Annotated in this window: 15 protein-coding genes; 5 read left to right on the top strand and 10 right to left on the bottom strand. The window is 47.5% G+C overall.

The genetic code is table 11. The annotated features are described in order from the left end of the window. The first annotated feature begins 649 nt into the window (after window positions 1-649). Window positions 650-2386 carry a DUF3084 domain-containing protein gene (locus tag RMO84_RS15755; RefSeq protein ID WP_310489388.1) on the top strand — a complete coding sequence of 579 codons (1737 nt, stop codon included), beginning with the start codon at window positions 650-652 and terminating at the stop codon, window positions 2384-2386. Here RMO84_RS15755 and RMO84_RS15750 read toward each other — a convergent pair. Then, on the bottom strand, window positions 2347-2838 hold the full coding sequence (locus tag RMO84_RS15750; protein WP_310489387.1) for a helix-turn-helix transcriptional regulator: 492 nt from the start codon (window positions 2836-2838) through the stop codon (window positions 2347-2349). The genes RMO84_RS15755 and RMO84_RS15750 overlap by 40 nt on opposite strands. Before the next feature lie 286 nt (window positions 2839-3124). Between RMO84_RS15750 and RMO84_RS15745 the strand changes: the two genes are divergently transcribed. Further along, entirely contained in the window at window positions 3125-3532 is a 408-nt protein-coding gene (locus RMO84_RS15745) for a hypothetical protein (RefSeq protein ID WP_310489386.1), read from the top strand. 15 nt (window positions 3533-3547) lie between these two features. On the opposite strand, the gene RMO84_RS15740 is transcribed toward RMO84_RS15745, so the two are convergent. Beyond that, entirely contained in the window at window positions 3548-4057 is a 510-nt protein-coding gene (locus tag RMO84_RS15740; protein WP_310489385.1) for a DUF1003 domain-containing protein, read from the bottom strand. Between the two features lie 136 nt (window positions 4058-4193). Continuing rightward, window positions 4194-5006: a tetratricopeptide repeat protein gene (locus RMO84_RS15735; RefSeq protein WP_310489384.1), complete on the bottom strand. Its 813-nt coding sequence runs from the start codon at window positions 5004-5006 to the stop codon at window positions 4194-4196. A gap of 503 nt (window positions 5007-5509) precedes the next feature. Between RMO84_RS15735 and RMO84_RS15730 the strand changes: the two genes are divergently transcribed. After that, the gene (locus RMO84_RS15730; RefSeq protein WP_310489383.1) at window positions 5510-6592 is read left to right on the top strand and encodes a PIN/TRAM domain-containing protein; all 1083 of its coding nucleotides are present in this window, start codon (window positions 5510-5512) and stop codon (window positions 6590-6592) included. Window positions 6593-6874: 282 nt separating this feature from the next. Here the strand turns inward: RMO84_RS15730 and ribD are convergent, their stop codons facing one another. Next, on the bottom strand, window positions 6875-7963 hold the full coding sequence (ribD, locus tag RMO84_RS15725) for a bifunctional diaminohydroxyphosphoribosylaminopyrimidine deaminase/5-amino-6-(5-phosphoribosylamino)uracil reductase RibD (RefSeq protein WP_310489382.1): 1089 nt from the start codon (window positions 7961-7963) through the stop codon (window positions 6875-6877). An 80-nt stretch (window positions 7964-8043) separates the two neighbouring features. Between ribD and RMO84_RS15720 the strand changes: the two genes are divergently transcribed. Then, window positions 8044-9009 carry an HAD hydrolase-like protein gene (locus RMO84_RS15720; protein ID WP_310489381.1) on the top strand — a complete coding sequence of 322 codons (966 nt, stop codon included), beginning with the start codon at window positions 8044-8046 and terminating at the stop codon, window positions 9007-9009. A 30-nt stretch (window positions 9010-9039) separates the two neighbouring features. On the opposite strand, the gene RMO84_RS15715 is transcribed toward RMO84_RS15720, so the two are convergent. The 6 genes from RMO84_RS15715 to RMO84_RS15690 all read right to left on the bottom strand — a co-directional run bounded on the left by RMO84_RS15715 (window position 9040) and on the right by RMO84_RS15690 (window position 11652). Then, window positions 9040-9411, bottom strand: a complete 372-nt coding sequence (locus tag RMO84_RS15715; RefSeq protein ID WP_310489389.1) for a type II toxin-antitoxin system PemK/MazF family toxin — start codon at window positions 9409-9411, stop codon at window positions 9040-9042. Then, window positions 9404-9628 (bottom strand): hypothetical protein, encoded by a 225-nt coding sequence (locus RMO84_RS15710; protein WP_310489380.1) that lies wholly within the window; start codon window positions 9626-9628, stop codon window positions 9404-9406. The genes RMO84_RS15715 and RMO84_RS15710 overlap by 8 nt, the downstream gene beginning before the upstream one ends. Before the next feature lie 160 nt (window positions 9629-9788). Beyond that, entirely contained in the window at window positions 9789-10268 is a 480-nt protein-coding gene (locus RMO84_RS15705; protein ID WP_310489379.1) for a hypothetical protein, read from the bottom strand. A 138-nt stretch (window positions 10269-10406) separates the two neighbouring features. Continuing rightward, on the bottom strand, window positions 10407-11072 hold the full coding sequence (locus RMO84_RS15700; protein WP_396135874.1) for a DUF4033 domain-containing protein: 666 nt from the start codon (window positions 11070-11072) through the stop codon (window positions 10407-10409). 145 nt (window positions 11073-11217) lie between these two features. Further along, window positions 11218-11367, bottom strand: a complete 150-nt coding sequence (locus tag RMO84_RS15695) for a chlorophyll a/b-binding protein (RefSeq protein ID WP_310489377.1) — start codon at window positions 11365-11367, stop codon at window positions 11218-11220. 108 nt (window positions 11368-11475) lie between these two features. Further along, complete coding sequence (locus tag RMO84_RS15690) at window positions 11476-11652, bottom strand: chlorophyll a/b-binding protein (RefSeq protein WP_310489376.1); 177 nt, start codon at window positions 11650-11652, stop codon at window positions 11476-11478. Window positions 11653-11853: 201 nt separating this feature from the next. Between RMO84_RS15690 and RMO84_RS15685 the strand changes: the two genes are divergently transcribed. After that, window positions 11854-13699: glycoside hydrolase family 15 protein (locus tag RMO84_RS15685; RefSeq protein WP_310489375.1), on the top strand; the 1846-nt coding region annotated here is incomplete at its 3' end.

The raw sequence follows: 13699 nt of genomic DNA, 5'->3' as shown, positions 1-13699 counted from the left end.
CCATAGCGTTCGACGATCTCTGACCGCCAATAACACTAGAAAAGTGAGGGCAATTACTAATCCCAGGTCTAAACTTTGGCGTAACCAGGATTCTGTAAAGTGGGAATCAAACCCCAGACCCAAAGTCATTGGCAACTAATCCACTACAACCAATCCCTAGATTCTATGGCACATTGGAGCCGATCGACAATCAATCTGCGCTAATATTTATCCACATTGGCAATTTAGGTCGAATTATCCGCGCCGATCGCGCTCATTCCCGCTGTTCGAGATAGCTGTGATATCATAAGTGTCAGCCCCTCATCACTATTTAGGCACAAACCTTAACGATTCGATCGGGTGTGGCAATTTGATGGTCAATCGATCGAGCATCTGACCGCCATATCGTCTGAAAGTTAGCAGGTCGTTGCTACGCGCTAGCACTATCTCATAACTCACACTACGATAATTGAGAATTTTCGATCGTCACCAGACGATCTCACCAGTCGTTCGATCGCCGCTGGATCGAACATCCCTGACGCTTGCAAGTGTGTTTATCTTGGTTGCCAATGTCGAGATCCGAACAATTTCGACAGGATTGTCGCTCTGAACTATTAACTTTCCCCGCTCCCATCCTCTCCATTAAGCAACGCCAGACTTACCTTCATATATGACCAGCGGCTATATTCTGATTGGGGCAATTTTAATTTTGGGCGGTATTATCGCAGTCTCTGGCGATCGCATCGGCACGCGGGTGGGCAAGGCTAGATTATCGCTGTTCAAATTACGCCCGCGTCAGACAGCGACATTGGTCACGATCGTTACGGGCACACTGATTTCTGCTTCCGTATTAACACTGATTTTTGGGGCGAGCGAACAACTCCGCACGGGGGTATTCGATCTCCAAAAAATTCAGCGCAAACTCTCCGATACCAAAGAAAATCTCGCCCGCGCGCTCGAACAAAAAGACCGCGTGCAGCGCGAACTAGAGGTCGCCCGCAACGAGCAATCGGAAGCCCGAAGCCTTCTCTCTGGGATCGACAAATCGCTCAAAGACGAATTGCTCAAACAATCTGTCGCAACGCAGAACTTCAAAAATACCCAACAACAGCTCCAATCGGTAGTCACCGAGCGGAATGAACTCGTGCGCGAAGTCACGAAAATTACCCGCCAACGCAGCGACTTGCAAGCACAACAGCAAGTAGTCAGTCAGCAAGTTCGATCGCTCCAATCGCGAGTTCGCAACCTAGAACGGGAGATTGTGCCCATACAAGAGCAACTGACAGTTACCGATACTCAACGCGCACAACTCCACCAACGACTCAATACAATTACGGTCGAGCCAAATCTAATCGGTCAAACGCAACGTCTGCAAATTTATGAAAATACTGCTAAAAGGTTAACCCAAGATTTGGCAGGGCAGACAGCCATATTGACCAATCTCGAAGCCCAACTGCAAACCCAACAAACAGAACTATTTAATTTCAAAACCCAAATCGAACAAATCGATAGTAAACTAGCCGTCAGACGAGCACAACTCAAGGAAAAGGATAAGCAACACCAACAATTAGAGCGCGAGTTTCAAACTCGTGCGCTGCAATTAAAACTCAGAGATAAGCAGCTCAAAAAAATTGAGCTACAGATTAAATCCAATCGTCAAGGACTTGCATCCCTCGAACGCGAAGTCAATAATATCGAACAAGAGTATCGGAAAATTCGCCAAGGCAATATCGGCATTATCCGCAATCAAGTGCTCGCCAGTACGATTCTCAAAGTCAGCAGTCCTGAAACTGCTACTACAGCAATTAATAATTTGTTAGCTCAAGCTAATCTCAATGCCCTCCAAGCCACTAATCCAGAGGCGATCGATTCTCCTGCTGGGAAGCTGCCCCAACGCCAGCAACAGATAATCGATCTTGCTCCCAATCAACTCACACAATTAAAACAACAAATCGCCGATCGCCAAAATTATGTCGTGCGGATTTTTTCGACAGGTAATTATGTCGTCGGAGATCGCCACGTTCAGGTATTTATCGATGCTACTCCCGATCTCAAGTTATTCGATCGCAACCAGCAAGTTGCTAGTGTCAGTATCGATCCAAATACTATGAATGAAGAGCAAATCCGCCAACAATTAAATATTCTCCTCGTCACCGCCCAACTTCGAGCTAGAAAGTCGGGAATTCTGGACGATCGACCCCAAATTGGGGACGGACAATTGGCTACTTACGTCCAATTTTTAGACCGAGTCAAACAACGAAAATACCCGATGGACATCAGTGCGATTGTCGATCGGGATACTTATACGTTAGGGCCATTGATAATCAAATTACAAGCAAGTGCTGGTAATCGGGTATTATTTAATACCTACTCAAATGCCGCAATTAATTCATCAAGTGTACATTGATACACAGACATCATCTGTTTGAGTTGAGAGGGAACTAATCGGGGCTGAGAGCGTTTTTGCTCCCAGTCATTAATCGTCCTGACGCTCAATCCCAACGCGATCGCTAGCTGGATTTTGGTCAATCCAGCGACTTCCCGCAAATGCATTGGCGTGACGCTACTATAACTAGAACTAGGACTAGTCGAGAAGTGAAACTGGTGCTGCGGCTGGGTTTTTTCCGGCCTCAGCACGTATACTTTTGCTGTTTGCCCGCCGAGATCGCGCTGCTTGACAGCAACTTTGCGACTGGCGATCGCGATTTTGAGGCAAATTTGGAGCATGGAGATCGGACGGTTCAAAGTATCGGATAATTCCTTAATCGCGATCCCGTCTGGGTGTTCGGCGAGCAACTGGAGTAGTCGATCGGTAGTAGTGAGACTAGAGAAATCGGGGGTTATTTCGACAATTGCCAAAGTTAAGGGTTCCTAACTCGTCGGTAACAGCTTATCACCTTTATTGAAAATTTATGAATGTGATAAATACGATATTTTTATCGATTGACCACTTGTTTTTGTAACTAAGTTATGTCCGTTTTTCCACCCTTGACAATTGAGATTGATTCGGATATCGTCTATCTACACTAATTTTCACTCTCGATCGGCACGAGATTTTAACATCCATTTTCTAGCGCGATCTCGATCGCCAAGCCAGGACGACCGACAGCGATACGCTTATTCAGTCACTTTAAATCCTAACTATATGGCTCAATTTTGGATAGCGATTTTCTTTATTCTGTTGGCGATTTCTCAACTATACGAATCAGTTAAAGCGATCGATCTACCATTTCCAATTTATTTAGTCTTAGGTACGATCTTAGCAGTGGCTGCCAATCCTCAGCATCGATTTTCGTTCGCGCCCACTCAGCAGATAACGGTGCCAGAAATTAAATCGCCAGCTCCAGTGTTAACAACTACCGTACCAATCGCGCCGATTTTAGCTGCCGCAGCTACCCCAGCAATCGCGCCCACACAGGTTATCGAACCGATCGCGGCTCAACAGACTGCCCCAGTGCTAACGGCTACCAGCCTGCCCGAAACACCACCCGCCGTTGTCAAGGCTAAAAAACCGCGCACTCCCAAAGCTGCTCCCAAATCAAAGTCAGTGTAATTTTTACCGATCTACTCAGCGCGTGAGTAGTCGCTCGATTCTGGCGATCGTCTCCGCCTGAGTTTGCAATAATCGATGTAGCTCGGCGATTTCGCGATCTTTGAGGGCATCGATTTTTTCATGGATTAATTCGATCTCTAATTCGGCTTTGAGATCGCAATCGAGATCCTGCTGCGCGCGATCGCGATCGATTTCCGACTGGCGATTTTGGCTCATCAAAATAAATGGCGTCGCATAAGCCGCCTGAAAGCTCAAAGCGAGATTGAGCAAGATAAATGGATACGGATCCCATTGTCCGATTACCGCCAGCACATTCAGTACGATCCAGAGCATTAACAAGCAACTCTGGATGATAATAAATTTCCACGAACCGACTACTTCGGTAACGATATCGGCAATTCGATCTCCCCGCGAAGCAGAGCGCAAAGTCGCAGATCGTGCGGGTTGGATCGATCGTAGATAGGAGAGTCGATCGAGATCTGCCTCTGAAAGTTGAGATGGTCTAATAATTGGTGCAGAATCCATAAAATTAGCAATAAGAACCGATCGCCCTAATTATCGCTCAAAGATGTAGATCTATTCGTACTGGGAAACGTAAGTTAATTCACGGTTACACCGAAGATTCTGCTCGACATTCAGATATTAACTCGATTCTAAATAACTACTGCAACTTCAAGAATTTATCCAAAGCTGCGACCATATTTGGCGGCCACCGGCGAGTATTTTTGACCCAGTCGAGATCCTTGTATCGACTATCTAAGCCAATTACTGCCACCCAATTACTTTCCGCTTCACCCCGCTGCCCATCTTGCCACAGCGCAGCACTTAAAGCTGCCCGCACATCTGGAAAGTCGCGATATTTTCTAACAATGTTTTTCATGTTGCGGATTGCTTCACCAGTCTCGCCTCTTTGATACAAAGCTAAAGCATAATTAGCTCGCGCAAAGGCAAAATCAGGCGCAATTTCAGAAGCCTTGAGATAATTTTTAATCGCGGTATCCCATTCACCCAAGCCGCCATAGGCGTTACCCAAGTTATTGTAAGCCATGGCATCTTTAGGGTCGATCGAGAGGATATATTTATAATCCGAGATCGCTTCATTCCACTTACCCAAACCTTCTAAAGCAGTACCGCGATTGAGATAAGCATCAGGTCGATCGGGCAATAACTCGATCGATCGATCGAAATCCGCGATCGCCTCATTCAATTTATTCTGACTGACGCGAGAATTACCCCGATTGCTCCAAATTGCCGGATTCTGGGGAAATAGTTCGATTAATTGCGTCCAATACTGTTCTGCCTTATCAAAATTACCTGCATTCGTAGCTGTAAAAGCTTGGGTACGCAACTTATCGCCCAATTCAAATTGGGCATCGGTAACATCAGTAGGTGCTGGCTGTGCAAAACCAGGATTCATTGGAGTTAACGCAATTAGCACGATCGCACAAATACTCACCAACCAACGCCAAATCATAAACTTTCATCTTTGAGATTTCTCCTCTCTCACTGTAAAGGAATTAGCCAAACAAGACAAATTAAGTGTTGTGGCAGTGGGGAGTTGAGTGAATCAAATCTTAAGATCGGCAATTTACCAGTCGCGATCGACCATCCAGCAACAGATATCGTTTCCTTGTGCTCTGTTTTCGGGGGTAATATTACTCTTTACAACTCAGAGTGTTCGACTGCTAATTCTGTAGTGTAGGATTGAGTCATAGCTTCCGCCATGGCTGTCGAGCGATCGCAACTTAAATCTAGTCTCACAAGTCTTGGCAGCTATTTATTTACTAAAATGCTTTTGTTTCTACATTCCAAATATCCTTCTAACGACACTAGGGCGAGCAGATGCTAACAATGCTTGGTTTGTAGCTCCCATCATGGGTTATCCGTATCTGTTAACCTGCTAAATAACCGAACAGCACCAGATATAATGGCAATAGAGAGATCCATATCCTACTCGACTCGATCGGACGCTTACCAATGATTGACTTTACTATTATCCTGCTACTGATTCTTGCTGCCGCAGGAATTGGCTACGATATCGTGGATATATTACCCGATCGGGTGCTAGCACAAGTCACCAATCAAGAAGGTTTGCGGATTGTATCGGCTGGGTTTGCAGCTTTATTTGGCGGTATTTTTGGCATTATTGTCAAAACGGCCTACCGGCGGCTGGAAATGCGGGTGCGACAGTTGCCTGTCGATGTGCTCTTAACTAGAGCGGTGGGTTTGGTGCTGGGTTTATTAATCGCCAATCTCATGCTAGCACCAGTATTCTTGTTGCCGATCGCACCAGAATTTTCCTTTCTCAAACCCTTGCTGGCAATCCTGGGCAGCGTGATGTTTTGCTATTTGGGTGTGACACTTGCAGATACTCACGGCAGTGCCTTTTTGCGTTTGATCAATCCTCAAAGTGTGGAGACGATGTTAGTTGCCGAAGGTACTCTCAAAGCCATCTCTCCGAAAGTGATCGATACTAGTTGTATCATTGATGGCCGCATTGAAGAGTTATTAAATACCGGATTTGTTGAAGGTCAAATCTTAGTCCCGCAGTTTGTAATTCAGGAATTGCAGACACTTGCCGACGCCGCCAACGATCTCAAGCGCAGTCGCGGACGTAGGGGTTTGGATATTCTCAATCGGATGAAAGATGGGTTTCCCGATCGAATTATCATTCACCCGATCGATTATCAAGACATTGCGACTGTCGATGCCAAATTAGTGCATTTTGCCAGTGAAATTAATGCCACTCTCCTCACTAATGATTACAATCTCAGCAAGGTTGCCAATCTCCAAGAAGTTGCCGTCTTAAATGTCAACGATCTCGCTCATGCCGTGCGTCCCGTTTATCTACCTGGCGACTGTCTAGAGATCAAAATTATCAAAGACGGGAAAGAAGCCGCTCAAGGAGTCGGTTATCTAGAAGATGGCACGATGGTTGTAGTCGAAGAAGGTCGGAAGTATGTCGGCAGTGGCGGACTGCAAATCATCGTCACATCTGCACTCCAAACTTCAGCAGGCAGAATGATTTTTGCCAGACCTTATGCATCAATGATGGCGTAGGTTAGTCGATCGTCGATCGTTGATAGATCTGTAGGTTGGATAGAGCGAAGTGAAACCCAACGATCTCATTATTAAATGCATCGAAGATCTTAAGTAGGGTGTGTTGTCTTGTCGCACACAAACGGGAGGGAACCTCCCGTTCGATGCGCCGCTATCGCGTAAGCGCAAAGCGCAGGCTTCTCTTCGAGACGCTTCGCGAACGCCAACGCGTAGCGTCTGCCTGTGCCTACGGCAGGCTGTCGCCAACGCAGAAGCGTAACGCACCAAAGAGTATTAAAGCTATCAACTATTTATATATCCCTGAATTAAGAGATCTGTGCCGATTTGTTGCCAACTGACGCGTTCTAGAGCCATCGCTTCAGACATCGATCGAATGCCCAGATCCCCTACTGGTGAAGGGGCGACATTACCACCGACAATTTTGGGTGCGACAAACGCTAACACCTTCTGAATTGCACCATCGGCGATCGCGCTGGCAGCTAGAGTCCCACCACATTCCCACAGTACTGACAAGAATCCGCGATCGTAAAGATGTTGCATCACCAGCGTCGGTTTGAGTATCTCTAATTCTAAAATCTGGACGCCGCGATCGCGCAATTTTTTTAACGTTTCAGGATTAGCACCAGCTTGAGTGACTACCAAAGTTGGTGCGGCACTGGTATCCCATAATATTGCCTCTGTCGGCACATCCAAGCTGCGCGTCATCACCACCCGCAGCGGATTCGGCGCAGCTGGATCGTGGCTGGTGAGGTAGGGATTATCCCGCCGCAGTGTATTCCCACCGATAACCACCGCATCGCACCCCGCGCGGAGATGATGCACGTAGTGGCGGGAAAGCTCGCTACTCACCCAGGTACTATGACCGTTATCGGTAGCAATTTTGCCATCGAGGGTCATCGCATATTTCAAGATCCCCAGCGAACGCTGATGGACGATCCGCTGGACGAATCCTTCGTTGAGTTCCTCGCAGGCGGCTGTCTCGATCCCAACCACTACTTCAATGCCAGCTCGTTCCAGCTTGGCAATGCCGCCACCAGAAACCAGTGGATTGGGATCGACCATCCCAACGACTACTTTCGCTACGCCTGCGGCTACTAGCGCGTCAGCACAGGGGGGCGTGCGGCCATAATGGCTGCATGGCTCTAGGCTGACATAAATTGTCGCACCGCGCGCCAGTTCGCCAGCTTGCCGCAGCGCAAAGACTTCGGCATGAGGCTGTCCCACGCCCGGATGAAAACCTTCGCCGACGATCGCCCCATCCCGCACGATGACCGCACCTACTAACGGGTTTGGGGCGGTTTTACCCCAAGCTTGCTTGGCAAGATCGATGCATCGGTGCATCATCTGTCGATCGAATTCTGTATATTTCATTAGTTAGCGAGCCGCAATCGGGAATAGTAATAATAAAGCGCGGTGATGTCTTACGGGTGCTGGCTAGCTAAAATCCAGTATTGACTCTATTAATTCAGTTTTTACCCGCCCGTTGGCGAAGCCTACCGTTAGTTAATCGCCTATTAATTAATATAAGTTTTACCAATGGTTCGATCGGGTCTACACCAGTGACAACTTATCGAGAAACTGCTATTGTTAAGAAACGTTACGTAATAAATCATTCTGGTAGCATCAGCTTTATGGCAGGTTTTCCCCGTAGCTTGTCCGACCCGATTACAGTATTTTGTGACTTTGATGGCCCGATCGTCGATGTATCCGATCGATATTACCGTACCTATCATCTGGCCTTAACCGATACTGCTAAATTTTACCGCGAGTTTTCCCAACCCGACTCAAAAGATCGCGATTTTCTCGACAAATTTACAGTCTTGACCAAAGCTCAATTTTGGCAGATGAAGCAAAACCGCGTGCCAGACCGCGAAATAGCAAGTCAATCTGGATTAGGCGATACCGAAACCGATTATTTCCTGCGCCGCGTTATGGAAATTGTTAACTGTGCCAATTTGCTCCATCTCGATAAGATCCAGCCTGGTGTCACCTGGGCGTTGGGCTTGCTGCGCTCTCAGGGGTACAAGCTAATTTTGGTCACGCTGCGCGATCGACATGAAGCGATCGATATGTTAGAACAAAATGGCCTGAGGCCGTTATTTACGGGCATTTATGGTACTGCTAGCAGTGAAGCTGCCTATCAAAACTACTCTCAAATTAAAACTCAGCTTTTGCAGCGGGCAATGCGCGAGCATCAAGTCACGTGCCACAATCTCGATCGCAGTTGGATGATCGGCGATACCGAAGCCGACGTTTTAGCTGGGCAGTCAATGGGCATCTCTACAATTGCGCTGACATGCGGAATTAGGAGCAACAATCAATTGAGCCAACTTCAACCAACTCTGATTAAAACAGACTTGCTCTGTGCGGTACATCACTTGGTAGGGTTGAGATCTTTACAGGCATGTGTCGGCTAAGAATTAGCTTCAAATTCCCATGTCAAATATCTAGGGTTTAAAAACGGCATCGAACCCCAGCACGATACTTACAGCTTGCTCTATTTCACTCCAGTACTTATTTTCTAGAGTTCCTAGCTTGTTATCGATTCGCCGACGATCTACTACCCTCATCTGTTCGAGGTGAATCCCTCTATTTTCATCTAGTCCATTCTCCGCCGTCGCCTCAACGCTGACGACAAATGGATAAGCCTTTGCACCTTTTAGCAGTGGAGCTACCATCGTTGTGTCAGATCGAGTGTTTCCTACGTCATTCTGAAGGATGAGGCACGGTCGTTTCTTAGCTGTTTCATTACCTATTGTGGGATCTAAGTTTACCCACCAGATTTCTCCCCTCCGATAGCGGAGATCGCCACTAGGCATCGATGCCATCTCCCACAGTTACATCCCATAACTCGATCTCAGCTTGATATTCAGGATTCTGTGCTAGTTCTGTATACGCATCCTCTAGCTCTTTCAACAATTGACTCTTTTTTGCTTGAGATAATATTTCATTGATGAACTGGCTGCGGTTCTTGCTCGATCGATCGACGAACTCTAGAACTTCTTCATCTAGAGTAATGCTCACTTTCGCGCTCATAATTAAATCTTACTAACTAGTAGGATATTAATATCTTAACATGTAGACAGCACTACCTCACACTGGTGAAGCAGTGCTAGCAAATAGTTAACAATACTAACGGGGAAGAATTTTTAGCGCAGTAGCCTCAAAATATGGAGAGATTGGGCACGATCCCAGACTAATTCCGCTCGACAAACGCAAACTTTAAACCGCGCTCTTCGAGATCCGAGAGGATAAGATCGTATGCTTCGAGATCCCAGAGCGTCCATTTGGCTGTAGCCTGGGGATCTTTACCTGGCAACGTGTCTTGATTTGTAGCGACAAACTCTTTTAAGCTCCGAACAGTCTGGCGAGCTTGGCTGGGTTCGTGCCAGCGGGGTCGATCGGCTACGGTGGCGATTTCGGCGCGCATGGCTGAAGCGAGGACGGCATTTCCTTCGGATTCGGCTTCGTCGAGCAGTCGGCGGAATCCAGTGGTGTCTTTGTAGATAAAATTATCGAGCTTGTCGATGCCTAATTTGTGGCCGATCCGATCGAGTTGAGTCAATATCTGAGGTACGGTAGTGCCATATACTAAACCTTCGGATTGGGTATCCATTGCGGCGGGGAGGGGCGCGATTTCACCAAGTTCGAGTTCGATTGTCAGCCAGTATGCCATGAAAGTCTCTGTCCATATACCCTATATGCTTTAGAGTACCCAGGCGATCGAGGTCACTAACAGGGGATAGGGGATAGTAGCTGAAAGTACTCCCATTCTCCCCGCTCCCTGCTCCCCGCTCCCCGCTCGATCTCCCGACTACCTCAACTGCGGACAAGGAGCAGCAATCGCCGTCGCCGTCGGACATTGTTGCTGCAAGCAGGATTGACGATAGGCATCATCATCAGCGGGGAGATCGGGATTTCGTCCGAAAATCATCTTACAACTGAGATCTTCAAAGTTGGGGGTCATCGTCAAGGGAATTCCAAACTTAGTCGTAAAAAATTCTTGAGTTGGCACTTTGCACATATTGACGCACATGCCTACACAGCCGCTAGCCTCCAGATACCGACATTTGGTAATTTCTACTGCTGAGGGTTGCGATCGCATTGTGCCATTAGTCCCAGCCACTTCAGCTTCGGCAACCTGACATGGCCCTACTAGCCATTCAAACATTTGCGCGGCAAACCAGGCATTGAGGACGCAGACTAACCGAGTTGGGGCAAAGACCGTACGAATCGTCCACAATACTGGAGCAGGGACTAGAGATCCCAGGATTTGGGCGACAACTAGTTGTTGCTGCTCGGCATTACGTCCTTGCACGATCTGCTTAGATACATCGACTAAGCTCTCATAACCGCCGATTTTGGTTTCGCATCCCGATATCTGTGACATCTTCCGTGCAAATAGCCAAATAAATAGTCGATCGATTAGGTTATCTTGGTATTCATCAGTAACGATCGTGGGGAGAGGTTTGGGCAGCATCATAGCAATCGTGGGCTTAACCTACTGTCGGTAATTGGCTCGGCAGGATTTACAGACAACCCAAAGCGTTGTCTAAGTACAGCATGACACAAAAAAGCTGGGCCATACCCAGCTAAGATTAGATCGATTAAAATTGTAGCGAAAATTACATTAGTCCCAAAAAATGTAGCGTACCTTGTCCGGTAACAAACTCTGTGACGAGTGCTGCCACAAAGCCAATCATCGCCAAACGTCCGTTCAATAGTTCGGCTGGAGGAGTGAACCCAAATTGTGCTTCTTCTTTTTTCGCTTGCATAGTTCTAACTCCAATGATTTGTAAAGAGAAATTGATGAGTGTCGGTCGCTATCGACCTGACGAATGAACTTGGAAGCGAGCAATCTGTTGGGCTATGGGTAAAATGAATTACATCAAGCCGAGAAAGTGCAATGTACCTTGTCCGGTAACTAACTCAGTGACCAAAGCAGCAACAAAGCCGATCATTGCCAAACGGCCATTTAATAGCTCAGCGAAGGGAGTAAAACCAAATTGTGGTTCGTCTTTTTTGATCGGAGTAGTTGTGGAGGAAGTAGTTTTTACCATGATGTTGTAAATATTTATAACTGGCTACATGTACTAATGTAACGGAGAAACAGCAAAATGGCAAGTAAATGCAAATATTTATAAATTTTCTTGGCGATCGTCGTTTCCTTATCTCTGGACTGGGCTAACATCGCACCTCTCTAGTGAGGGTAATCGAGTCTGCCCTTGTCGCTCCCACGTACTCTACTTATTACTGTGATTATGAACCGTTCTCAGCAACTCGATCGCTACTATCATCAAATTCAGTCGATCGTGCTCATTCGCCAGAATCCCATTACGGGACTGTTTCCAGCAAGTACGGCAATCACGGCACATGGGGACTATACCGATGCTTGGGTACGGGACAATGTCTATACAATTCTGGCGGTGTGGGGCTTGGCACTGGCGTATCGGAAAGTAGATGCGCCACCAGGACGCTTGTTCGAGCTGGAACAGAGCGTGGTGAAGCTGATGCGGGGACTATTATTTTGCATGATGCGGCAAGCGGCGAAGGTGGAGCAGTTCAAGCAAACCCAGTCGCCAGCCGATGCCCTCCACGCCAAGTACAGCACCCATACCGGCGATGTGGTAGTGGGCGATGATGAATGGGGACATCTCCAGCTCGACGCCACATCGTTATTTATCTCGATTTTGGCGCAAATGACCGCATCGGGGTTGCCGACCATTTATACATTGGATGAGGTGAATTTCATTCAAAATTTGGTTTATTATATCGGACGCACCTATCGGACGCCCGATTATGGACTGTGGGAACGAGGCGATAAAATCAATCACGGCAGTGTCGAATTAAATGCTAGTTCGATCGGGATGGCCAAGGCCGCCCTCGAAGCGATTAATGGTTTAGACTTATTCGGGGCGCGGGGTTCGCAGGCATCGGTAATTCATGTCTTACCCGATGAGATCGCCCGCGCGCGCTTGACATTAGCGTCTTTATTACCGAGGGAGTCGAGTTCTAAAGAAACCGATGCGGCTTTGTTAAGTATCATCGGGTTCCCCGCTTTTGCAGTCCGCGATCCGCAGTTGGTGACGCGGACGCGTACCAAGATTATCGAGAAATTGGAGGGTAAATACGGCTGTAAGCGATTTTTGCGCGATGGACACCAAACTGTCCTCGAAGATACGACTCGCCTCCACTACGAGCCAGAGGAGCTGCTCAAGTTTGAAGACATTGAGTGCGAATGGCCGCTGTTTTTTACTTACTTGTATTTGGACGCCCTATTTAGTGGCGATGTCGCCGGGATCGAGAAATATCGTAACTTATTAGCAAATGTCGCGATCGAGGTAGATGGTACTCAGCTCTTGCCCGAATTATATTATGTCCCCAAGTCCGCGATCGCTGCCGAGCGAGCGCAGCCTCACTCTCAGACGCGGCTGCCCAATGAAAATCTGCCCTTAGTCTGGGCGCAAAGCTTGTACTTCTTGGGACAACTACTAGACGATCGCTTTTTGGCTCCTGGCGACCTCGATCCCCTCGGCAGACACCTCCAGATTGGCAATAAACGCCGCCGGACGGTGCAAATTGCGCTGATTGCTGAAGATACCGAACTACAAGCCCAATTAGCCGAATACGGCATTGCTACGCAACTTCCCACCCAAATCGAACCGATCCAAGTGCGTCAATCTACCGAGTTAGCCGCCGCCTATGCCCAAATCGGTCGCAATGATAAACTCGGGCTGACCGGACGTCCGATTCGGCGGCTGCGGAGTTTGACTACTTCGCGCATCTTTAATATTTGTGGGGAGACGATCGTCTTTTTACCCGCATTTCTAGATCGCCAGCAGTTTTATCTCACCTTCGACTATCATTTTCTGATTTCGCAGATAAAGGCCGAGATTGCTTATATTAGCGAACAGTGGACGCAGTTGGGGCGACCGACGCTAACATTATTATTGACTAAATCGTTATTACAAGAAGGTCAAGATGAATTTCAAGGCCAACAATATGCTTCGCCATTACTCGAATTAATTGCCGAATTCAAGCAAGGCAAGTGCAATGGTGTTCCGATTCGGATGGGTTCGCTCAATCAGTTAAAACTGACTGCTGGCA

This window comes from Chamaesiphon sp. VAR_69_metabat_338 (assembly GCF_031423935.1).
Classification (GTDB): Bacteria; Cyanobacteriota; Cyanobacteriia; order Cyanobacteriales; family Chamaesiphonaceae; genus Chamaesiphon.
The sequence above is the reverse complement of the archived record's forward strand: the minus strand, read 5'-3'. Positions and strand labels throughout refer to the sequence as shown.

Bases quoted from the DNA above. Each gene is read 5' to 3' on its own strand.
- RMO84_RS15755 (WP_310489388.1), top strand. From the start codon at position 650: ATGACCAGCGGCTATATTCTGATTGGGGCAATTTTAATTTTGGGCGGT.
- RMO84_RS15745 (WP_310489386.1), top strand. From the start codon at position 3,125: ATGGCTCAATTTTGGATAGCGATTTTCTTTATTCTGTTGGCGATTTCT.
- RMO84_RS15740 (WP_310489385.1), bottom strand. From the start codon at position 4,057: ATGGATTCTGCACCAATTATTAGACCATCTCAACTTTCAGAGGCAGAT.
- RMO84_RS15735 (WP_310489384.1), bottom strand. From the start codon at position 5,006: ATGATTTGGCGTTGGTTGGTGAGTATTTGTGCGATCGTGCTAATTGCG.
- RMO84_RS15730 (WP_310489383.1), top strand. From the start codon at position 5,510: ATGATTGACTTTACTATTATCCTGCTACTGATTCTTGCTGCCGCAGGA.
- ribD (WP_310489382.1), bottom strand. From the start codon at position 7,963: ATGAAATATACAGAATTCGATCGACAGATGATGCACCGATGCATCGAT.
- RMO84_RS15715 (WP_310489389.1), bottom strand. From the start codon at position 9,411: ATGCCTAGTGGCGATCTCCGCTATCGGAGGGGAGAAATCTGGTGGGTA.
- RMO84_RS15710 (WP_310489380.1), bottom strand. From the start codon at position 9,628: ATGAGCGCGAAAGTGAGCATTACTCTAGATGAAGAAGTTCTAGAGTTC.
- RMO84_RS15705 (WP_310489379.1), bottom strand. From the start codon at position 10,268: ATGGCATACTGGCTGACAATCGAACTCGAACTTGGTGAAATCGCGCCC.
- RMO84_RS15700 (WP_396135874.1), bottom strand. From the start codon at position 11,072: ATGCTGCCCAAACCTCTCCCCACGATCGTTACTGATGAATACCAAGAT.
- RMO84_RS15695 (WP_310489377.1), bottom strand. From the start codon at position 11,367: ATGCAAGCGAAAAAAGAAGAAGCACAATTTGGGTTCACTCCTCCAGCC.
- RMO84_RS15690 (WP_310489376.1), bottom strand. From the start codon at position 11,652: ATGGTAAAAACTACTTCCTCCACAACTACTCCGATCAAAAAAGACGAA.